The following is a 19,721-nucleotide window of genomic DNA, read 5'->3' as shown; positions in this document are numbered from 1 at the left end:
TAATTGAAGGGGCGGCTTGGGAAGGACGCTCACTTCAGATAAGGATCTTTGCCTCGAAGATGCAGTTTCTAGATTGAATCTTCCGTTATGGACGGTGCTCGAGGTTAGGTCAAGGTCGGGGGCAGTGTTGAATGCAAAGGTGGATCCGACACCTATTCTTCGCGTGGAAGAATACTCCGAAAGAAATCCGAATGGACTCAATTCAATAAAGCTGTCCCCAATGGTTTTTAACTTGCTAAGCTCCGTTCAAAGTGATTTAAACAAAAGCTCCTCTTTTGAAGAAGGTTACAATGCAGATTCCGCCACGCACAGTGAGTTTTTGCGTTAGCTCTGAAGGTTGGGTTGCAGCCCGCAGCACACAAGCGCAATATCTCTGGGCGAAATCTGGTGACGGCGTCGAGTGGCTGAGCCTCCCACAACACATGCTGGATTCTGCGTGTGCAGCATCACTGGTGTTCCACAGGTGGCTCGCTGATTCGGTGAAGGATTTCCTGTGCAGCAGGCTGCGCTTCGAAAGAAATCAGTTGGAGGCGTTGTACCTGTGGTTGGCGGGCATACACGATGTTGGTAAAGCCAGCATGGCATTCCAAGGACTTGTACAAAATCACCCCCAGTTTGAATATCTCGTGTCTCAAGTAAAAGATGCGGGTCTTAATATCGCTCCCAGTGTGGCGGAGTTGAATCTCGGTAAGCTACCACACAACGTCGCCTCTGGGGTCATTGTTAGCCAATGGTTGCAAGCACGTGGGTGGTCGGCAGCCAAAGCTAATGGTCTGGGGGCTGTTCTCAACGCGCATCACGGTAGAGCAAGCCACCCCGGCAGAGATGTTGAGTTCGTTCTTGAGGAATACCCTGAGCAGTGGAAGGAGGTACAACGCGAACTCCTCAAAGCGATGGAGGCGCTCACAGGAGTCGGCGAAGCCTTAGAGGCGCTCAGTAGGCTGAAAAAAGTGCCGGTGCCGGTCGCGCAGCTGCTTTCCGGTCTTGTCATCGTCGCTGACTGGATCGCCTCTAATGAAAAGCTATTTGAGCTGCGTGCTGATGTATGCCAAAGAGAACGTGTGAAGATGGCAGCGCGCGGTCTCGATCTCACGGCACCGTGGGCGCCAGACGCGTTTCGCTGGGAAAACGTGGACGCGGGATACCAGAGTGCTTTTTCCTGGCCGGAGGAGTACCGTCCGCGCGGTGTACAGCGTGCCGTTGTAGAGGCTGTGCGTGATGTGAAAGAACCGGTGCTCGTCGTTATCGAGGCAGAGACTGGTGTGGGTAAGACTGAGGCCGGTTTAGCAGCAGCAGAGATTCTTGCTGCCCGTAATGGTGCGCAGGGTTTATTCTTCGCTGCGCCTAGTATGACCACGGCAAATGGTCTGCTGGAGCGGACAATTGAGTGGGCCAGAACCACAGCCGAAGATGGCGTGCGATCGATGTATCTAGCCCACTCTAAAAATGCATTGGCACAGCCTTATCAAGACCTTCGTTTCAAGGGAATTGAACAGGATGGTGATGACAGAGGCAATGAGCGAAAAGGCACCAGTCATGGGGTAGTGGCCTCCCAGTGGATGTCGGGGCGCAGACTCGGACTGTTGTCGAACATCGTGGTGGGGACTATTGATCAGGTGTTGATGATGGCACTTCAGCAACGGTTTTCCATGCTGCGCCACGCCGGTCTAGCGGGAAAGGTAATTATCTTCGATGAGGTTCATGCCTTTGACGTTTATACCTCCGATTATTTGTGTAGTGCTATCGAGTGGCTGCGCTACTACGGAGCGAGCGTGGTGCTGATGTCAGCCACGCTGCCACCGGCAAAGCGACGCCAGTTGGTGGAGTCTTACAGCGAGGGAGAGTGGGAATCGGATGAGGTGGAGGGTTACCCGCTCGTCACGGTGGCTTCTGAGTCAGCCGTGCGTATGGTGCCGGTAGAGCCTTCCCCTACTACCATGAAAACTCGCGTGGAAGTGATGGAAGATTCAGAAGAAGATCTCCTCCACGTGGTGGATTCATGGTTGACGGATGGTGGATGCCTGCTGATTATTTGCAACACCATCGCGCGGGCACAAACGGCGTATCGATTGCTGAGTGCGCGCTACCGCGATGAAGTTGAACTACTCCATGCGGGCTTTATGGCCTGGGAACGAGCCCAAAAAGAGGATGAATTGCGGGCTCGGCTTGGACCGGACGCCCACCGGGGGCGGGAACGCCCGCGCCGAGCAATCGTTGTAGCTACACAGGTCGCTGAACAGAGTCTCGACATCGACGCAGATGCACTTATCACGGACATTGCCCCAATGGACCTCATAATTCAACGGATGGGACGGGTTCACCGACATCGCAGACCGGTCACTGATCGCCCGCCAACGCTAGCGGAACCGCGAGTAGCCATCCGTGGTTTGCTTGCGCGTGAGCCATGTCCCGAGTTCGACCCCGGTGCAGAGGCCATCTACGGGCGTGCACTGTTATTGGCGACGATGTACCACTTGCCAGAGGTGTTCTGTAGGCCCGATGACATAGAAAAGCTCGTGCGCGCAGCGTATGGCACTGAGTGCACTCCGCCAGCGGGCTGGGAAGCGGCGTGGGAAGAAGGACGCCGCGAAGCGGCCGCGAAGGAGCTGGCAGCCCGCCGGCGTGCCGCCAGCTACCGAATCCCACTGCCGGAATCCGCGGAAGTTCTGGCCGACCTCTTTGTCGACGAGTCATCAGGGCCTCCGGCAGATGACGAGGAGCGCGGGGCTGCTCAGGTGCGAGATGCAGAACCGACCGTGGAGGCAATCCCGATCATGGTTACCGATTACGGTTACCATCCCTTGGGTTGGGAGCAGGAGTTACTTTCCGGTGCTTCGCTGACTCGCCCTGAGGCTTATCACCTCGCGTCTAGTACGGTGCGTTTGCCAGCAAGAATGACTCGGCATGACGGTGATTTCGAGGCGGTAGTTAGCCATCTGGAAAGCGCCACCCCAGCACAGTGGAGCGAGCATCCGCTGCTGCGTGGCCAACTTGCTCTGCCGTTAGCACTCGACGGTACGGCGCAAATTGGCAGGTTCTTAGTTCGTTACAGCAGTGAGTTGGGACTGGAGTGCGAATAGAAGACCGAACAAATGTGCGATGATCAATACCTGTGTCCGAGCTGATTACTACTGTATGAAACTAATGAATAGATCGAGAGTATTTCTAAAGAAAGGAGGACGTGAGCGTGAGTGATAGCCAAACGTTTAATCTCCTCAACGAACCGTGGATTCTATGCATGGATGAAAGTGGTGCGCAGCACGCGCTGAGTATCCGGGATGTTTTCTCTGGCCATGGTGCCGCCTACCGGGTGGTGGGCGATTCGCCCACCCAGGATTACGCAATAATCCGGTTACTGATGGTCATCTTCTGGCGGGCACATGCACATGATCTGGCTCAGCAGCTAAGAACTCGCCGGGAGCGGGAAGAGTTCACATGGGGTGAGTGGTTCGCGAACATGCGAGCCTTAGTGGTGGAAACAAGGCGAGACGATGTGGTGCTTGAGTATCTTAAGACCGTCGAGAATCGGTTTGACTTGCTTTCACCCATAGAACCTTTCATGCAGGTAGGCGATCTGCATACCGCGAAGCATGAGCATAAACCGGTGACGGCCTTAGTCCCTGAGGCTGCGGGAAGCTTTTTCACGATGAGGACGGGGATAGGACGTGAATCTCTGAGTTTGGCAGAGGCCGCGAGATGGCTCGTCCATCTGCAGGCTTATGACTTTTCTGGGATCAAGTCCGGTGCTGTGGGTGATGCGAGAGTAACGGGAGGCAGAGGCTATCCCATCGGAACGGGATGGACTGGCCGCACCGGTGGCACTTTAATCTTGGGGTCTAAAGGAGTATTGGAAACTCTCGTTCTCAATACGGTCCCCCAAGCGGTGATTGACACCAAGAGCAATGGTGCAGTAGACGGAGACAAGCCTGTATGGGAGCGTGCAACCGATACAGCAAGTCAGCGACCTGGTGGCGACGAGAAACTAGGTGTCGTTCCTACTGGTGCTAGTGACCTCGCCACGTGGCAGATACGACGGGTACGTCTCGTGGTTGAGCAAGGGCGGGTTATAGGCACGGTTGTGTGCAACGGTGATCGTATCCCGGATGCCGGCAGAAACGTGATGGATGACCCCCACACCCCATACCGGTTTAGTGCGAACCAATCGAGGCCAGGCAAGCCCGCTTACTACGCACGCCCTTATGATCCCACCCGAACCGTGTGGCGCGCGTTGGATGCGCTCATCGCGGTAGAGGGAGATAGCGGTTTCGATGACAAGAAGAATATGGCGCCTAAACGCCCCGAGAATCTGACCAATCTTGCTACGTTACGCGCGGATAAGTATGTACAGGAGGAGGTGTTCGATGTCGCATTGATTTCCATGGAGTACGGCTCGAACGACTCGTTGGTGGCATCGACCTTTAGCGCCACAATCGGCATGCCGTTATTGATTCTGCGAGATGATGATACCGGGCGCCTCGCCCGACAGGCGGTACGCGACGCCGCTGAGTGTACCCGAGCAGCGGCGATTAGTTTGGGTTGGTTCGTTGGCCAGCTCCATGTGGCTGCAGGCGGAGAGTATGAGTTCGGCGTCACAGAGACGGATCGCTTCTATGCCCAGATGGAACCGCATTTTTTGAATTGGATGGTGGAACTGGGTTCGAATAGCGGTTCCAAGATTGAAGAAGGGTTGAATGCCCTCCAACTGGTGTGGCAGCACCGCCTCCGCCATGCAGTACTCGAAATGGCTAAAGAACTTATCCGCGGTGCGGGTCATAAGGCCTTGGTGGGGCGTGAGGTGAAAGTCGATGAGGATACGATGCGCGTGATCAGCGCGGGTTCCCTCTACCGCCACCTCGAGCATCGACTGGGTAAAGACTTGCCACTGACTCACAAAACCCTCAAGGAGGCTCATGATGACACCATCAAGTAATCCCTCGACTACTTATCAATCGGATACAAATACACCGCGCCTTCGGGCCGCGGTGAGCAATAGCGTGAACGCATTACAGGGAGATTTTCTGCAGCCGAACAACCGCGTCACGCAAGCCCGTGCACGAGCCGTGCTGGCTCAGCTGCGCAAGTATGGTTCGTTGCCCTTGGCTGATCAACCATTGGCTCTCGAAGAGATCTTGTTGCTTCTTCAACCATCGCTGTCGGAATGGGAGGTGGGGCGTGGGGATAAACCTTCACCTTCTGAGCTGGCCGCATTTCATGCATTGACCACATTCGGTGTGCATATGCAGGGCACAACAGTGCCTATGCATACGCCTGACCGGAGCTTCGCGAGCTCGTGTGGCCACTTCTATGCACAAAGTGAGTCGAAATCCACGAAGCCACGATTCGACGCGATGATGGCTACGAATGATGACACTGCGCGTCTCGTACATATCCGTTCGCTGGTAACGCTGCTGCGCGGGATCGCCAAAGGCTTCGATTATGGATTATTCGCACAAGATCTTCGTGTGTTGTTGAGTCCCACGCTCAGCCAAGATCAGCATCACCGTCGGCAGAGCGTCCTGCTGCGGTGGGGTCGGGACTTCGCTACAGGTGCCTACACCTCGACCAGCTCTTAGACTTTATACACCTTCACGAAAGGAAACAATCATGTCCCTTGTTATTGATATTCACGCTCTGCAGACCCTGCCACCGTCATTGATAAACCGTGATGATACTGGCGCTCCAAAAACGGCCGTCTACGGAGGAGTGCCACGTCAACGCGTATCCTCCCAGTCCTGGAAGCGAGCTATTCGGAAGTATTTCCAAGATCATGTGAAGGCCGTTGAGATTGGGGATCGCTCCAAGCGCTTCCCACAAATAATTGCCGAGATGGTTCAGGCCCATGACGGGTGGGATCAAGCACGGGCGATTCAGTCGGTAACTGATCTGTTCAAGGCTGCAGGCATTGGACTGGATGACCCTAAGAAGCGGCTCAAAGAGGTAGAGAACTCCGATGCTGAGCACACCGAGGATGAGTTGACGGTGGCTGCATACCCACGGACAAAATACCTCATTTTCCTTAGTCCTCACCAAGTGGAACGTGCTGCAAAAGCCATCATCGAAAGCGATGGCGGAAAACTCAAGAAGAAGGATGCACAGGAAATCCTCGACACCGAGCATTCTGTTGACATGGCCATGTTCGGCCGAATGGTGGCAGATGACGCAGCTTACAATGTGGACGCTGCGGTGCAGGTAGCGCACGCACTGGGAATCCACCGCAGTGCGCCGGAGTTTGATTACTTCACTGCTGTTGACGACCTTGCTGCCAAGGGCGAAGAAACCGGTGCAGGCATGATCGGAACCGTTCAGATGATGTCTTCAATGCTCTACCGTTACGCGACCATTAACCTGAATGGATTGGTGCAAAATTTGGACTCTGCGGATAACGCCCGCCAGGCTGCAGTGCAGTTTGTAGAAGCTTTCATCGAATCCATGCCCACCGGCAAGATCAATACCTTCGCCAACCAGACCTTGCCCTCTCTTGTCTATATTGCAGTGCGCGATACGCGACCAGTCAGCTTGGTTACCGCATTTGAAACCCCCGTAGATGCTCTGGATTCCAATGAACTTCGTGTTAGTGCAGCACAAGCTATGGCTCGCGAGGAGGCCGAATTCGAGGAAGTCTACGGACTTCAACCGAGGGCGGCGTTCGTCTTGGGTATAAAAGACACCCGTGCGGCGTTTGCAGACCTGGCAAAGGAAGTTACGTTGCCAAACCTTCGCAGTGAACTCGATGATGCCTTGCGTGCCATGAGTGAGCAGAAAAGGTAGATCGGAATCACGACAATGACGTCAAGCTTATTACTACTTCTCAAAGGCCCTATGCAGTCTTGGGGTAACGAGTCGCGCTACGCTACACGAACTACAGCGTCGGTACCTTCTAAGTCTGGGGTATTGGGGATGCTTGCCGCAGCTCAGGGAAGGCGCCGCAGCGACGTTATCGAAGACCTTGCGGGTTTGCGATTCGCAGTGCGAGTGGATCAATCGGGAAGCTTGTTGCGGGACTACCAAACGGCACAGAATTGGCAACAGAAGAATAACCCGGATACAAAGCTGGTTACCCGTTATTTTCTATCCGACGCTGCGTTCGTCGCAGCAGTTGAGTCCGGAGATCGCCAGTTCATTGATACGCTGCGAGAGGCATTAACGCGCCCAGTGTATCCGGTCTTTTTAGGACGAAGATCATGTCCAGCGCCCCCAAACCTAGTGCTCGGGGTGGTCGATACAAACGCAGTTAAGGCTCTGCAAGATTACAAAACTTGGCACGCTACCAAAGACCACATGCGTAACTGCGGTGAAGAGGTTCTTCTGCCGATCTATCGGGATGGGTTGCCGGGCGAGGAGGGACAAACTAGCCAAGATGTTCCCATTTCGTTTGATCCACAGCATAGAAAGTACGGGTGGCGCACTGTAGTGCAGAAGGAATTCGTCCAGGTGAATAACCCTTTGGACAAGAATCAACTACGCCCCGACCCATTCATGGAGGCGGTGATGAATGTATGACTACTTTGACGAAAGTGATCCTAAATCCAAATCGCAGGCAGGGGAGGAGATTACTGGCCAATCCGCAGGCGATGCACGCTGCGGTACGCGCGGCCTTCCCACCAGACATCGATGAGCTTCACTCGCGCGTATTGTGGCGAGTAGACGGTGCGGAACATCAGCGCACGCTGTATATCGTCGGTCCCGAAAAACCTGTCGGCGAGCACATTGTTGAGCAGGCAGGCTGGGATACTCGACCAGCTCAATCGCTAGATTATGAACGCTTCCTTGGTGCATTAACTAAAGGACAGCGCTGGCGTTTTGAGCTAGTTGCAAACCCGACCTACTCGAAGTCGCAGACGAATCATGGGCGCGGAAAGGTCAAGGCCCATGTTTCAGCGGATCAGCAGCTCAGTTGGTTATACCAGCGTTGCCACATCGCAGGTTTCGCGCTAGCTCCTCGCTCCGGCGAAGAAACGGTATCAGAGGAAGAACGGGCTCGGTGGTCTGTGGAAGAAGAAACGGCCGTCGTAGAGCGTCGCACTCTGGATTTTCGTAAAGGTTCGGGGAGTAGGAGCGTGCGTATCGTTACAGCTCGCTACCGTGGCACGTTGGAGGTCACAGATCCGGAGGCTCTACGCCGTACACTAGTTTTGGGCATCGGCCGAGCCCGCGCGTACGGATGTGGTCTCTTGACGTTGGCCCAACCCACCGCAGTCTGATGACTACGCCGAGTGAAGTCCCCATAACGCGCCAAGCTTTGTCGCGAGTTGGGGATCGGTTGAGCTTTTTATATGCAGAGCGCTGTGTGATTAACCGAGATGGAAATGCGTTGACGATCACCGACCATCGTGGCATCGCGCACCTCCCGGCAACACAGTTGGCAGTTCTATTACTTGGGCCGGGTACGAAAATCACCTATGCGGCGATGTCATTACTGGGTGACGCCGGTGTATCCACCGTGTGGGTGGGGGAGCGGGGGGTGCGCTATTACGCGCATGGGCGCCCACCCGCCAAGAGCTCGCGCATGGCGGAGCTTCACGCGGCGGTGTTTAGTAACCAACGCTCGCGGCTGGACTGCGCACGACGGATGTATGCCCTGCGCTTTCCCGATGAGGATGTCTCTGGTTTAACAATGTCTCAGCTGCGAGGGCGTGAGGGCGCACGTATGAAGCGGATTTATGCGGTTGAGTCAAAACGCACTGGAGTGAATTGGAATCGGCGATCCTATGATCCCAACAATTTCAATGCGTCCGATGACATAAACCAGACACTCACGGCGGCTAATGCTGCTCTGTATGGCATCGCTCACGCAGTAATCACAGCACTCGGGTTCATTCCGGCATTGGGAATCGTGCATACGGGAACAGACCGTGCCTTCGTCTATGACGTAGCGGACCTTTACAAAGCGGAGATTTCTATTCCTGCGTCCTTTGACGCTGTGGCAATTGGGGCTGGTAATCCTGCGGTTGAGGTACGAAGACGCGTGCGTGATCAAGTGGTTTCGCGACGTCTAATGTCGAGAATGGTCAAGGATCTCAAGATGCTATTTGATGTTGACGATGATGAGGTCATTAGCGATGCGGAGCTGATGTTATGGAGTGAGCTCGAAGTTATTGCTTCGGGAATGAACTGGGCGGAGGAGGAAACACCGCAGTGATGGTTCTTGTTGTTACAGCATGTCCAGCGGGGTTGCGAGGTGACCTTTGCAAGTGGCTGACTGAGCTAACCCCGGGAGTGTTTGCTGGTCGGCCGTCGGCTCGTATTCGTGAGTTGATATGGGAACGAACAGTTAACCTCTGCAAGGACGGCCGCGCTCTGTTGGTTTATTCCGCCGCGAATGAGCAGGGAATGGAGTTTCGTACACACCGTCACCAGTGGGAACCCACAGATTTTGACGGCGTCACGTTGATGTTGCGACCGTTTAAGGGAAGCTCGAAGGGCAAAGATGCCCGTCGTACTGGATGGTCGAATGCTCGTCGCGCCCGGCGACAGTACCGCAAGCACACCTCCGGATAGGGACCGGAAGCATTGAAACTCTATATCACTTGGAAAAGCCCCCGCAGTAGAGAGCTCGGTAAAGTCGTAGCTAAAATGATGAGAGGGCTCACATCTGCACTGTTCAGCAAGTGTGCTCCCCGCGTGAGCGGGGATGAGCCCTACTCACAATCACCACACCAAAAGGCAACACCGTGCTCCCCGCGTGAGCGGGGATGAGCCCCCTGGCGATGTGCTCCTACCTTTTCGGTAGTGGTGCTCCCCGCGTGAGCGGGGATGAGCCCGTTGCGTCCCCAGCCCGGTATGTCACGTCGCCGTGCTCCCCGCGTGAGCGGGGATGAGCCCACAACAACAGTAGGCACACCACTAAGCGAACAGTGCTCCCCGCGTGAGCGGGGTGCTCCCCGCGTGAGCGGGGATGAGCCCATATGTGGAACGTAAGCAAGAAGTGGAGGGCTGTGCTCCCCGCGTGAGCGGGGATGAGCCCAACTCCTACTCGCAAACAAAACATCCCTCTATGTGCTCCCCGCGTGAGCGGGGATGAGCCCCTCGATTGGGTACACAACGGGGTGGATAGATGGTGCTCCCCGCGTGAGCGGGGATGAGCCCAACCCACAGCACTACGTGGGGTTCAGCAACGGGTGCTCCCCGCGTGAGCGGGGATGAGCCCCACACAAAACCATCTCCGGCGGGTTTGTCGACGTGCTCCCCGCGTGAGCGGGGATGAGCCGAGAATGGAGACGGTCTGGAGGGGTGCGCTTCCGTGCTCCCCGCGTGAGCGGGGATGAGCCCAAAAGCAAAAGCGCATGGAAACAGACGTAAGCGTGCTCCCCGCGTGAGCGGGGATGAGCCTGTGGAAATACGATGTGAGCGAGGAGAATGTAAGTGCTCCCCGCGTGAGCGGGGATGAGCCAGCATTGGCGGATTAAGGATGAGTTACTTCGCAAAGTGCTCCCCGCGTGAGCGGGGATGAGCCCCGGCTTCAAGTTGCTAGGCACCGTGACATCGCGTGCTCCCCGCGTGAGCGGGGATGAGCCCCGCTCCGTATGCAGCGTCCTACGAGTTCGGACGTGCTCCCCGCGTGAGCGGGGATGAGCCGCTGGTGGACGAGACGGGGCAGGTGACTGTCCAGTGCTCCCCGCGTGAGCGGGGATGAGCCCTAGTCACTTATATCAATCACCTTGGCGATATGGTGCTCCCCGCGTGAGCGGGGATGAGCCCGTTCCACTGCTCGTGGGTGAAAACCGGCTCTGGGTGCTCCCCGCGTGAGCGGGGATGAGCCCGGGGGTTCGCTGTCGTTTGTGGTGTTGGTGTTGTGCTCCCCGCGTGAGCGGGGATGAGCCCCCGCATCGTTGTAACCGGGAATCTACGCGCGTGTGCTCCCCGCGTGAGCGGGGATGAGCCGGGCGGCGGGGGCAAGGGACACACCGAGGGCGGGTGCTCCCCGCGTGAGCGGGGATGAGCCGCCAAGGTACCGGTCTTGCCGCGGTTAAAATGTGTGCTCCCCGCGTGAGCGGGGATGAGCCCTCTTTTTCGTTGCTATCGTCGCCTGCGCGTCCGTGCTCCCCGCGTGAGCGGGGATGAGCCCACATTCCCTAGCGTTGCGGTGGGGTCTACGCAGTGCTCCCCGCGTGAGCGGGGATGAGCCTAAAGAAGCACCTGCCAGGCGTGGGCGCCAACCGTGCTCCCCGCGTGAGCGGGGATGAGCCCCAGCGGGTGCGCGAGGGGCAGCGTATCGGGCGGTGCTCCCCGCGTGAGCGGGGATGAGCCCCCACAAGGGTGTTTTCCTGACTGAGGAGCACCGTGCTCCCCGCGTGAGCGGGGATGAGCCCTTAGACACGCTAACGCAACCTGGGATCTACTGGTGCTCCCCGCGTGAGCGGGGATGAGCCCCTGTGGTTTAGGGGGCTGATGTGCATAATTTCCGGGAGTTGCTAGTGCGCGTTGATTCCGGAGGTAGCTACTGCGCGCTAATCCCCGGGAGTTGCGGGTGTGCGCTAATTCCGGAAGTTGCGAAAACGGCCCCGCTGGGATCCATCCTCCCAATGTGCGGGACATGTCGATTTTTTGCGAAAATTTCGACACGTTCGGCGGACATGTCGATTTGGTGTACATGTCAGCGCATTAGGGCTTCTTCTGTGTACCTGTCGGCGCCCCAGGGGGGTGACCCGGATCACCCAATCAGGGATGAGATCGTACTTTGTAAGGTCGCGCCCCCTGTGGTGTTACTTCCCAGCGGGTTTTGGAAGCCCCGCAGCCCACAGCGCCGCAGCGATCAGCGCCGGCTGCCCGAACAGGCGGGCGAGGCGCTTGCCATCGGTGTCCAGCCCGAACGCATTATTGCGTTCCGCGTACTGGGCGATGTTGCCAGGGAAAATTGCAGCGTAGAAGGCGGCCAGCGCGGTGCCCGTCAGCTTGCGGTGACGGGGCAGGGCGAGAAGCGACGCGCCCAGGGCAATTTCCGCCACGCCCGAACCGAGAACGACGAGGTCCTTATTTACCGGCACCCAACCGGGTACCTGCGCCTGGAACTCCTTGCGCAGGAAGGTGAGGTGGCCGGTACCGGCGTAAGTCATGAAAGCGCCGAGGGTTAGGCGGGTAAGGGTTTGCGAGTTCAGGGACATCGGAATTCCTTGTATAGGGGTTTAGTGCTTACCTTCTGCGAATTCCTCGACCAGCTTCGCGTTGAAAGCCTCGAGGTCCTCCGGAGTACGGGAGGAGACCAGACCGTTATCCACGTGGACCTCCTCGTCAACCCAGGTAGCGCCCGCATTCTTCAAGTCAGTCTGCAGCGAAGGGTACGAGGTGAGGGTGCGGCCGCGGAGCACGTCGGCGTCGGTAAGAATCCACGCCCCATGGCAGATAACAGCGAGTGGCTTGCCGGCCTCGACGTGCTTCTTGACGATCTCAACGGCGGCTTCATCCATACGGAGTTTATCGGCGTTACCAGTGCCACCGGGGAGGATGATGCCATCAAATTCGGTGGAGCGGGAGTCCTCGGTAGAAGCGTCTGCGCTGGCCTTGGCGCCCTTTTTGCTTTCGATTTCGTCGCCGTTCGGGCTGACTACGGTAATCTTCGCGCCCTCGTTCAGAGCGGTCTTGATGGGCGAGTTGAACTCATCGTCATCGAAGCCGTTGGTTGCGAGAACCGCGATGCTTTTACCTTCGAGCTTTGCCATTTTTGCTGTTCACTCCTTGGTCTTTGTGGTGATGCACCGGCCACAACCTGGAAGGATGCGGCACCCGGTGAGGTGCCCGTGCAGGCCGGTTGGCTTAGTGAGCCATCCTCGACACTACCGCGTTCATTCCATTCGGTGTCAGGTGGAAGGGGATGTTTGCGGGTTTCGGCGAAGCGACCAGGGGTGCCAACCAAGGATCGCGCGAACACAAGTCGTGTCCGCGGGATGCGGCCTTGAGGGAAACATACTGTGCGCCCGTGCGCGCCGCTACGCGGTTTCCCATGGCCTCCATTGCACGTTCGACCTGTGGAACGCGGGAATCGAATACCTGCGGAGGAAGCTGCCCGATTACACAGCTGCCACCATTCGGTGCAGCAACGGTTGGGTAGCCCACTACCTTGATTTTCGCATTCGGTGCGGCTGCGCGGACACGGTTGACAGCGCGGACGGCAGCGGGCTCGATGTTTTGGATCACGCGGGAAACCGACTGGGACTGGCCAATAATACGAGGGTAAGTATCGTTGGCTCCGGCCAAGATGATGACCGTAGAAGTTTGACGCCCCAGTTTGCCCTGGGCAATGGCGAGGTTGATTTGCTGGGAAATATGCTGGCCAACCGTAACGAAGGAGGCGCCAGCGCATGTGTAGGAATAGGTTGGCTTTCCTGTGCGGGCTGCGAATCCGCGCCGGGCGACATCGTCTGTGGCACAACCGGAAAGGGTCGATTTCACTCGTGGATCACGAGGGTTGATATGACTGGTGATGTAATCAGGGATGGTGGGGTTAGCCAGCAAGCTATCGCCGAAGATGACAGCACTATTGGGTGCTGCGGGCGCGGCGTGCGCAACTGGAGCGGCCAGGAAGGCCAGAAATGCGGTACTGATAGCGGCAAATGCAGCGGTAACCCTGCGAGTGGTTCGTTTTTGCATGAAATACGACTTTAGTATGCGTGATATGTCAATCAAAAACTGCTGTGGAAAGGGTGGGGCGTGAGTAGTGCGCTATGAGAGTGCTGGTGTGCGTGGGTTGGGCTGCTGGTGTGCGTAGTTTGTGGTAGCGCGCGCATGGGTAGCGATGGGAGCGTTGTGGCGCGTGGGTAAGCTCAGCCCTTGCGAGGAAGATGGTTTCAGAAAGAAAAGACCCGGTTCAATGCTGAACCGGGTCTTTTCGAACTGCGGAGGATAGGGGATTTGAACCCCTGAGGGATGTGACTCCCGCACGCGTTCCAGGCGTGTGACATAGGCCGCTAGTCGAATCCTCCATGTCAAAACAAAACGAGCGTGCAAAAAGCGCGTCCGTCGTTCACCGGAAAGCGTACACAACGGCCCCCTTTATGTACAAATCGCAGGGTAGGTGGGCGCTTGGGGTGCCGCGGAAGGATGAGGGCAAAGAATAAGGATGGGATGGGCCGTTTCACAGGGTAGGTGGGCGCTTGGGCTGCTAAGAAAGGATGACGGCAAGGAGAAAGAATAAGGATGAGGTGGGCCGTTGTAGTTTCCGGTAGCGGTGCGCTAGGCTGTGGGGTGGATTCCGCGTGGCGTGTATCTTGTGAACTCCCCCAGGGCAGGAATGCAGCAAGGGTCAACGAGCTCTAACGGGTGCGCGGGGTCCCCTTTTTATGCCTTGTTCGGTCGCCTAGGGTGGGGTGGCTGTATCGAATTGGGGTGTGTATCGCAAACGCGAGTTATGCCCAGCACCAACTTTTCGTGTGCATCAGCATTTAGCGGCCGCCTCCGTGTCGCTACTATGGATTGAGTAAAAGCTCCAGCGGATAAGCGCCTCGGCAAACAATCACGCCGTAGCATCCCCCGCCTCGGCCATGTGACTACCCGGAAATCCCCGAACAGGAAGGCTCGGCATGCAGATCACGGACGTAAATGCAGACCAACTCCTCAACCTCAAGGACCAGGTCAATCAGGAATATGAAGAGCTCAAGAACCAAGGGTTGAAGCTGGATCTGACCCGCGGGAAGCCATCGGCAGAGCAGCTAGACTTCAGCACCGATCTGCTTTCCCTGCCTGGTGGCAATTTCACCACCTCGGACGGCGTGGATACCCGCAATTACGGTGGCCTTTTAGGCATCACGGATATTCGCCAAATCTGGGCCGATACGTTGGGCTTACCGGTGGGCAACGTGATCGCCGGCGATTCCTCCTCCCTTAACATCGCGTTTGATCTCATCAGCTGGTCTTACACTTTCGGCAACAACGATTCCCCGCGGCCTTGGTCTGCCGAGGCCGCCACAGGGGACAAGGTGAAGTGGATTTGCCCTGTGCCGGGTTACGATCGCCACCACTCCATCACTGAGCTTTTCGGGTTCGAGATGCTCACTGTCCCCATGACCGACGAAGGTCCGGATATGGATGCGGTGCGTGAACTGGTAAAGGACCCTGCAGTCAAGGGCATGTGGACCGTGCCCATGTTCTCTAACCCGACAGGGGCTATCTACTCCGGGGATGTCTGCCGCGCCCTAGCCGACATGGAGACCGGCGCACCCGATTTCCGCATCGTGTGGGATAACGCCTACGCGGTGCACACCCTGACCGACGAATTCCCACCAGTTGTCAATATCCTGCAGCTTGCCGAGGAAGCTGGGAACCCCAACCGTTTCTGGTTCATGTCCTCCACTTCCAAGATCACCTTCGCGGGTGCCGGAGTGGCGTTCTTCGCCTCCAGTTCCGAAAACCTGGATTGGTACAAATCCATCGCTAACGTCCGGGGCATCGGTCCAAACAAGGTCAATCAGCTGGCGCACGCTCAATTCTTCGGCAGCGTGGACGGGGTGCGCGCTGTGATGCGCAAGCACGCAAGCTCCCTGGCTCCGAAGTTCCAGCGCGTTCTGGACATCTTGGATGATCGCCTGGGCGGCCTCAACGTTGCACAGTGGACCCGCCCGGAAGGTGGCTACTTCATCTCCGTGGACCTCGTGGATGGAACTGCGGCCCGTACTGTGGAACTGGCCAAACAGGCCGGAGTAGTCCTTACCCCAGCTGGATCGACTTTCCCATTGAAGAAGGACCCCAACGACCGCAACCTGCGCCTAGCTCCTTCTATGCCACCGCTGGATCAGTTGGATACCGCAATGACGGTCTTCGCCATCTGCGTGCTGAAGGCTACGGTCGAAGCGTTGGAAAACGGCGCTGACCACGGACAGGGCGATACCCAGGCCCACGGGTCCACCTCCGCCGAATCCAAGCCGGAAGATTTCGCCACTGAAGGGGAGGGCAAGAATTAATACTGAAGAGACTCTCCACTGGGCCGAGGGCCTTTTACCCGAGGGGGCGCAGGCTTTCACTCACCGGATCGCAGAATCGTTTCCGGAGTTCACGGTGCTTCAGGTCCATCTTGGTTCCGACGCCGACAGCTCCGCGGAGACGGTCGCCATGACGACGGACGCGGCGCGCATCGAAGCGGGCCTGGAGACCGAGGACGGCTCCGACCTGCGCGTCGAGTTCATTACAGTCGTACGCGGGCATACCGATCGGGCCGCTCACTTGGTCTCGGGGGTCGCGGCAATGATCTCTCAGGACCCATTTACCCTCAGTCCCCAACCCGGACTGCTTTTGCCTGAATTGGCCAGTTCGCTGGACTCCACAATGACGGCCAAGCACGGTCTACTGGTCGTTCCGTTCCTCTGGGAAGATGGCGTACCGCACTTGCACGAGGTAGCCACCGCCGGGCGCCGTTCTAAGGAAGCACAAGAAGGCTTTGGCGCGGCGGTGGAGTTTACCCACCCCGGACGCCTTACGCTCCCCGTGCAGCTGGTGATGTTAACTGACGAGGAACTAGATATCGCGGAGCAGCAGGGCGTCGATAAACTTCAACAAAAGCTCGTGGAAACAGGAGCCGACCTGCACAACCCCTGGAGGTAGAAAGGGTAAGAGTCGACTGCGCGTAGCCCACTTCATCGATTGGATTGGGTGGGATGTCGCGGGCCGGCTGTAGTGTTAGGGGCGTGGCTCTTTACCGGAAATATCGCCCGTCCACGTTTGCGGAAGTGGTCGGCCAGGCGCATGTGACAGAACCGCTTTCCACAGCGTTGGACAGTGGCCGGATTAACCATGCTTATTTGTTCTCCGGCCCCCGTGGTTGTGGCAAGACGTCTTCGGCGCGCATCATGGCGCGGTCATTGAATTGTGTGGAGGGGCCCACCTCCACGCCGTGTGGCAAGTGCGATTCATGCCGGGCTCTGGCGCCTGGTGGGGCGGGGCACTTGGATGTCACGGAAATTGATGCGGCCACGCACAACGGTGTGGAAGATATGCGTGATCTGCGGGAACGTGCATTTTTCGCGCCTGCTGAATCGCGTTATCGCGTGATCATCATCGACGAGGCTCACATGATTTCCCAGTCGGGTTTCAATGCGCTGCTGAAGATCGTGGAGGAACCACCGGAGCACCTGATCTTTATCTTCGCCACCACCGAGCCGGAAAAGATGCTGGCGACCATCCGTTCGCGTACGCACAATTACCCGTTCCGATTGCTGACTCCCCCGGATATGCGCGGGCTGTTGGAAAGTGTGGTCTCGGGCGAGGGCGTGCCGGTGGAGGAAGCCGTGTACCCGCTGGTGATCCGGGCCGGTGGCGGATCCCCACGTGATTCCCTGTCCATCATGGACCAATTGCTGGCTGGTGCGGGGCCCGACGGGGTGACCTACGAGCGCGCCGTTGGGGTACTTGGTATGACCGACGCCACGCTGATCGATAGAGCCGTCGAATCCCTGGCAGACCAGGATCAAGCGGGCTTGTTCACCGTGGTGGATGAGGTCATCGATGCTGGCTACGACCCGCGCCGATTCGCTGAGGATCTATTGGATAGGTTCCGTGACCTGCTGATGGTGTTCGCGGTTCCCGATGCGGTGAGCAGGGGGCTGGTGAACGCGCCGAAGGACGTGGAAGAGCGATTGCTAGAGCAGTCGCAGCAGTTGGGACAGGCAACACTCACGCGATGCACGGCCTTGGTGAATGAGAGCTTGCAGCAGATGCGCGGGGCTACGGCGCCACGGTTGTTGCTGGAGATCATGTGTGCGCGCATGGCTTTGCCGGCAGCGGGCATGACCGTCGAATCCTTGGCGCAGCGCGTGGAGCAACTGGAGCGTGGCGGTGGGTTGCAGGTACCCGGTGCTGGTGCCAGCCGGGGTGCTGGTGCGGTCGGTTCGGGCGCTGTTGTTCCGGGTGCGGGGGCCGGTGCTGCGGGGGCGGCTGGTGGGGATACACCCCGGCCCCGATACGAGCGCCCGAAGGACCGTCGCGAGCGCGAGGCCCGCGAGGCCCGTGAGGCCCGTGAAGAGCAGGAGCAGTTGCAACGGCAACAGGCCCAGCCGGTACAGGTGGAGCAGCAGGTCGCGAAGTCTGTTGCGCCAGATGCGTCTGGAACGAGTGGCGCGCCGGGGCTGGGTGAGGATGATGTGCTGGCCCAAGCGCGTCATGCGCGCGAGATTCTCGATCGACACCGAGGCACATCCGATCAACCGTCTGGGCCTAATGCTGACCCTGCCGTTGAGCAACCGGCAGAACCCTACGGTGCTGCGTCGAGCGGTGAACAATCGGCACCACCCGAAGACGGTGCCTCCAGTGGTGAACACTTGGCAGCACCTACCGATGCGGCGCCCTCAGATGAGGCACCTACCGATGCGGCACCTACAGATGAGGCACGTACCGATGCGGCGCCCATAGATGCAGCACCTAGGGACCCAGCGCCGAACGATTCCGTGGCCATGGAGGCCGCGCCCGATGAGGATGGAACGGTCGCCTCCTCGGCTGCCGCGCCCGATGAATATGGAACGGTTGCTTCCTCGGCTGCTGCGCCCGATGCTGGTGCGCAGCCTGCCCCGAAGGCGGGTATCTCACATACAGGCGAGTTGTGGCAAGCACTCCTGGAGCAATTGAAGGCGGAGCACCTCTCGACATGGGTGGCTGCGCGTGATGCTCAGCCTTATCCCGAGCAACCGTCCCCGGTTGAATCACGGAAGCTCTACGTGAAACACCACACAGGAGCGCTGGCGAATTACCTCAACAACGGTGCGAATGCTGCTGTATTGGTGCAGGCAGCGCAAGCAGTGTCGGGCCAAGCAATTCGAGTGATTGCCTCCACGGGGCAAAGTGTTCCCGTGGGTGAGGATAACCGCGAGGTCAAAGCGGCCTCCGCGGAATCGGATTCCGCCGACGAGAGCGACCCTGCGGGAGCGAGATCCGCGGAGCACTACGATCCTGTGGACTCGGGACCGGCGCATGTAAGCGCTCCCGCGGAAGACCGTGATCTCACGGAACCAAACACCGCTGCAGAAGTCGCTCCCGCGGAATCGAACCCCGCGGAAGGCCGTGGTCTCACGGAATCAAAAACCGCTGCAGAAGACGCTCCCGCGGAAGCCAATGGGCCACATGAACCAGGTCCAGTCAGCGCCCTTGAGCGTGCCCGCGCTATGGCCGAAGCACGCGGACCAGCACACTCCGTGGCGCGCTCGGAGAGTGCAACCCATGGGGCCATTCAAGGAAAGGGACAGTTCGGGTCGGCGCCTAACGGTGCACCGGGTGCGGAGGGCTCCACACAGTCTGCTGCACAACCCGCCACACAACCCCAGGGTGAGCCAACCGGCTGGCGCGCGCGAATGGACCGGATGCGGTCCACGCAGGACTACAACCGAGCCAATGGTTTTAATGGGGTTCCTTTGCCTGATGAACCGCCTGAGGACCCATGGGAAAGTGGACCACCCGACCCCAATTTCTACGGGGGTGGGGCGGCCAGCGGGGCGTCGGTGGACAAGACGGCCAACCACCCGAACGGCAACGACCAACCGCACCCCGGTGCGGGATACGGAAATGGCAATGGCGAGGGCTCCCAGCCCGGGCAATCAGCGCGACAAGCGCGACCAGCCAGCGAGCAAGAGCTGCGGCGGAAGCAGGAAGAGGAGATCCTTGAGGAGCTCGGCCGCGGTGAGCGTGGCGAATTAGATCACCGCACACCCCTGGAGGTAGCGGGTGAGCTCATTGAGAAGCACTTGGGCGGCGAACGTGTGCGATAGGCTGTGGCAAGCGCGTGCGATAGGAAGGCACAGCAGAAGACAGAA

At 58.2% G+C, this 19,721-nt stretch carries 14 protein-coding genes, 1 tRNA gene, 1 other RNA gene and 1 CRISPR repeat array; of the genes, 12 read left to right on the top strand and 4 right to left on the bottom strand.

All coding sequences use genetic code 11. The annotated features are described in order from the left end of the window. Window positions 1–290: 290 nt before the first annotated feature. The 8 genes from CAURIC_RS10495 to cas2e all read left to right on the top strand — a co-directional run bounded on the left by CAURIC_RS10495 (window position 291) and on the right by cas2e (window position 9,498). Window positions 291–3,080, top strand: a complete 2,790-nt coding sequence (locus tag CAURIC_RS10495; RefSeq protein WP_035115224.1) for a CRISPR-associated helicase/endonuclease Cas3 — start codon at window positions 291–293, stop codon at window positions 3,078–3,080. A gap of 107 nt (window positions 3,081–3,187) precedes the next feature. Then, a complete protein-coding gene (gene casA / locus CAURIC_RS10490) occupies window positions 3,188–4,930 on the top strand; it encodes a type I-E CRISPR-associated protein Cse1/CasA (protein WP_035115221.1) in 1,743 nt (580 codons plus the stop codon). Continuing rightward, entirely contained in the window at window positions 4,911–5,573 is a 663-nt protein-coding gene (casB, locus tag CAURIC_RS10485) for a type I-E CRISPR-associated protein Cse2/CasB (RefSeq protein WP_235700802.1), read from the top strand. The genes casA and casB overlap by 20 nt, the downstream gene beginning before the upstream one ends. Window positions 5,574–5,604: 31 nt before the next feature. Beyond that, entirely contained in the window at window positions 5,605–6,768 is a 1,164-nt protein-coding gene (cas7e, locus tag CAURIC_RS10480) for a type I-E CRISPR-associated protein Cas7/Cse4/CasC (RefSeq protein ID WP_035115216.1), read from the top strand. Window positions 6,769–6,783: 15 nt separating this feature from the next. Continuing rightward, a complete protein-coding gene (gene cas5e, locus CAURIC_RS10475; RefSeq protein WP_035115214.1) occupies window positions 6,784–7,500 on the top strand; it encodes a type I-E CRISPR-associated protein Cas5/CasD in 717 nt (238 codons plus the stop codon). Further along, entirely contained in the window at window positions 7,497–8,201 is a 705-nt protein-coding gene (gene cas6e, locus CAURIC_RS10470; protein WP_290182769.1) for a type I-E CRISPR-associated protein Cas6/Cse3/CasE, read from the top strand. Before cas5e ends, cas6e begins: the two co-directional genes overlap by 4 nt. Then, the gene (gene cas1e, locus CAURIC_RS10465) at window positions 8,201–9,139 is read left to right on the top strand and encodes a type I-E CRISPR-associated endonuclease Cas1e (RefSeq protein WP_035115211.1); all 939 of its coding nucleotides are present in this window, start codon (window positions 8,201–8,203) and stop codon (window positions 9,137–9,139) included. The genes cas6e and cas1e overlap by 1 nt, the downstream gene beginning before the upstream one ends. Further along, window positions 9,136–9,498 (top strand): type I-E CRISPR-associated endoribonuclease Cas2e, encoded by a 363-nt coding sequence (cas2e, locus tag CAURIC_RS10460; RefSeq protein ID WP_084588218.1) that lies wholly within the window; start codon window positions 9,136–9,138, stop codon window positions 9,496–9,498. The genes cas1e and cas2e overlap by 4 nt, the downstream gene beginning before the upstream one ends. A 112-nt stretch (window positions 9,499–9,610) precedes the next feature. Beyond that, window positions 9,611–11,370: direct repeats of the CRISPR family, unit length 29 nt; unit sequence GTGCTCCCCGCGTGAGCGGGGATGAGCCC. A 332-nt stretch (window positions 11,371–11,702) separates the two neighbouring features. On the opposite strand, the gene CAURIC_RS10455 is transcribed toward cas2e, so the two are convergent. The 4 genes from CAURIC_RS10455 to CAURIC_RS10440 form a co-directional block, all read right to left on the bottom strand. After that, entirely contained in the window at window positions 11,703–12,101 is a 399-nt protein-coding gene (locus CAURIC_RS10455) for a DoxX family protein (protein ID WP_035115210.1), read from the bottom strand. Window positions 12,102–12,122: 21 nt separating this feature from the next. Continuing rightward, window positions 12,123–12,656, bottom strand: coding sequence for a type 1 glutamine amidotransferase domain-containing protein (locus tag CAURIC_RS10450; RefSeq protein WP_035115207.1), 534 nt, complete (start codon window positions 12,654–12,656; stop codon window positions 12,123–12,125). A 94-nt stretch (window positions 12,657–12,750) separates the two neighbouring features. After that, window positions 12,751–13,584: a GDSL-type esterase/lipase family protein gene (locus tag CAURIC_RS10445; RefSeq protein ID WP_035115205.1), complete on the bottom strand. Its 834-nt coding sequence runs from the start codon at window positions 13,582–13,584 to the stop codon at window positions 12,751–12,753. Between the two features lie 246 nt (window positions 13,585–13,830). Next, window positions 13,831–13,916: transfer RNA gene (locus CAURIC_RS10440), tRNA-Ser, on the bottom strand. Between the two features lie 261 nt (window positions 13,917–14,177). On the opposite strand from CAURIC_RS10440, the gene ffs reads away from it, so the two are divergent. The 4 genes from ffs to CAURIC_RS10420 all read left to right on the top strand — a co-directional run bounded on the left by ffs (window position 14,178) and on the right by CAURIC_RS10420 (window position 19,676). Next, window positions 14,178–14,272: signal recognition particle sRNA small type (gene ffs / locus CAURIC_RS10435), an RNA gene on the top strand. A 241-nt stretch (window positions 14,273–14,513) separates the two neighbouring features. Then, the gene (locus CAURIC_RS10430) at window positions 14,514–15,890 is read left to right on the top strand and encodes an aspartate aminotransferase type Ic (RefSeq protein WP_084588217.1); all 1,377 of its coding nucleotides are present in this window, start codon (window positions 14,514–14,516) and stop codon (window positions 15,888–15,890) included. A 94-nt stretch (window positions 15,891–15,984) separates the two neighbouring features. Beyond that, entirely contained in the window at window positions 15,985–16,527 is a 543-nt protein-coding gene (locus CAURIC_RS10425) for a suppressor of fused domain protein (protein WP_235700801.1), read from the top strand. An 83-nt stretch (window positions 16,528–16,610) separates the two neighbouring features. Continuing rightward, entirely contained in the window at window positions 16,611–19,676 is a 3,066-nt protein-coding gene (locus CAURIC_RS10420; RefSeq protein WP_290182768.1) for a DNA polymerase III subunit gamma and tau, read from the top strand. The last annotated feature ends 45 nt before the right edge of the window (window positions 19,677–19,721 follow it).

Source organism: Corynebacterium auriscanis (assembly GCF_030408435.1).
GTDB lineage: Bacteria > Actinomycetota > Actinomycetes > Mycobacteriales > Mycobacteriaceae > Corynebacterium > Corynebacterium auriscanis.
The sequence above is the reverse complement of the archived record's forward strand: the minus strand, read 5'-3'. Positions and strand labels throughout refer to the sequence as shown.

What these genes read in the sequence shown, in the direction of transcription:
- CAURIC_RS10495 (WP_035115224.1), top strand. Translation starts at nt 291, where the DNA reads ATGCAGATTCCGCCACGCACAGTGAGTTTTTGCGTTAGCTCTGAAGGT.
- casB (WP_235700802.1), top strand. Translation starts at nt 4,911, where the DNA reads ATGATGACACCATCAAGTAATCCCTCGACTACTTATCAATCGGATACA.
- cas7e (WP_035115216.1), top strand. Translation starts at nt 5,605, where the DNA reads ATGTCCCTTGTTATTGATATTCACGCTCTGCAGACCCTGCCACCGTCA.
- cas5e (WP_035115214.1), top strand. Translation starts at nt 6,784, where the DNA reads ATGACGTCAAGCTTATTACTACTTCTCAAAGGCCCTATGCAGTCTTGG.
- cas6e (WP_290182769.1), top strand. Translation starts at nt 7,497, where the DNA reads ATGACTACTTTGACGAAAGTGATCCTAAATCCAAATCGCAGGCAGGGG.
- cas1e (WP_035115211.1), top strand. Translation starts at nt 8,201, where the DNA reads ATGACTACGCCGAGTGAAGTCCCCATAACGCGCCAAGCTTTGTCGCGA.
- CAURIC_RS10455 (WP_035115210.1), bottom strand. Translation starts at nt 12,101, where the DNA reads ATGTCCCTGAACTCGCAAACCCTTACCCGCCTAACCCTCGGCGCTTTC.
- CAURIC_RS10450 (WP_035115207.1), bottom strand. Translation starts at nt 12,656, where the DNA reads ATGGCAAAGCTCGAAGGTAAAAGCATCGCGGTTCTCGCAACCAACGGC.
- CAURIC_RS10445 (WP_035115205.1), bottom strand. Translation starts at nt 13,584, where the DNA reads ATGCAAAAACGAACCACTCGCAGGGTTACCGCTGCATTTGCCGCTATC.
- CAURIC_RS10430 (WP_084588217.1), top strand. Translation starts at nt 14,514, where the DNA reads ATGCAGATCACGGACGTAAATGCAGACCAACTCCTCAACCTCAAGGAC.